We start from the raw sequence: 445 nt of genomic DNA, 5'->3' as shown, positions 1-445 counted from the left end.
TTGCCAATCCGGGGTGTGGAAACGATCGGGGTCGCCACCAGGCATGTATGCATATTTTCATGCAATTACTTGCCCAACTGATTGGGTAGCGGCAGATGGTACAAATGGTACCGTTGATCTGCGCGGTGAGTTTATTCGCGGTTGGGATGCTGGACGCGGCGCTGATGTTGGAAGAACTTTAGGGAGCTTCCAGGGCGATGCAATACGCAACATAACTGGTACCTATGGCAACAGCATGTGGCGAGACCAGGGCTCAGGGTGGGGCAATTCTGGTGGCGCGTTCTATCACGGCTATTATCCTGGCAATGCACCTAATGGAGCTGGAAACTATGGCACGCAAATATACTTTGATGCGTCGCGAGTAGTTCCTACAGCAGCAGATAATAGGCCACGAAATGTGGCTCTTTTGGCCTGCATGAAATTGTTTCCTTGATTGCCAATCCGG

General features: G+C 51.5%; 1 pseudogene. It reads left to right on the top strand.

Annotation, left to right across the window (positions count from 1 at the left end):
* A pseudogene (locus tag PuT2_RS15985) lies at positions 1 to 433 on the top strand (hypothetical protein); the annotation flags it as partial.
* Positions 434 to 445: the final 12 nt, after the last annotated feature.

The organism is Pusillimonas sp. T2 (assembly GCF_002236805.1).
In the GTDB taxonomy this organism is placed as follows: Bacteria; Pseudomonadota; Gammaproteobacteria; order Burkholderiales; family Burkholderiaceae_B; genus Neopusillimonas.
The sequence above is the reverse complement of the archived record's forward strand: the minus strand, read 5'-3'. Positions and strand labels throughout refer to the sequence as shown.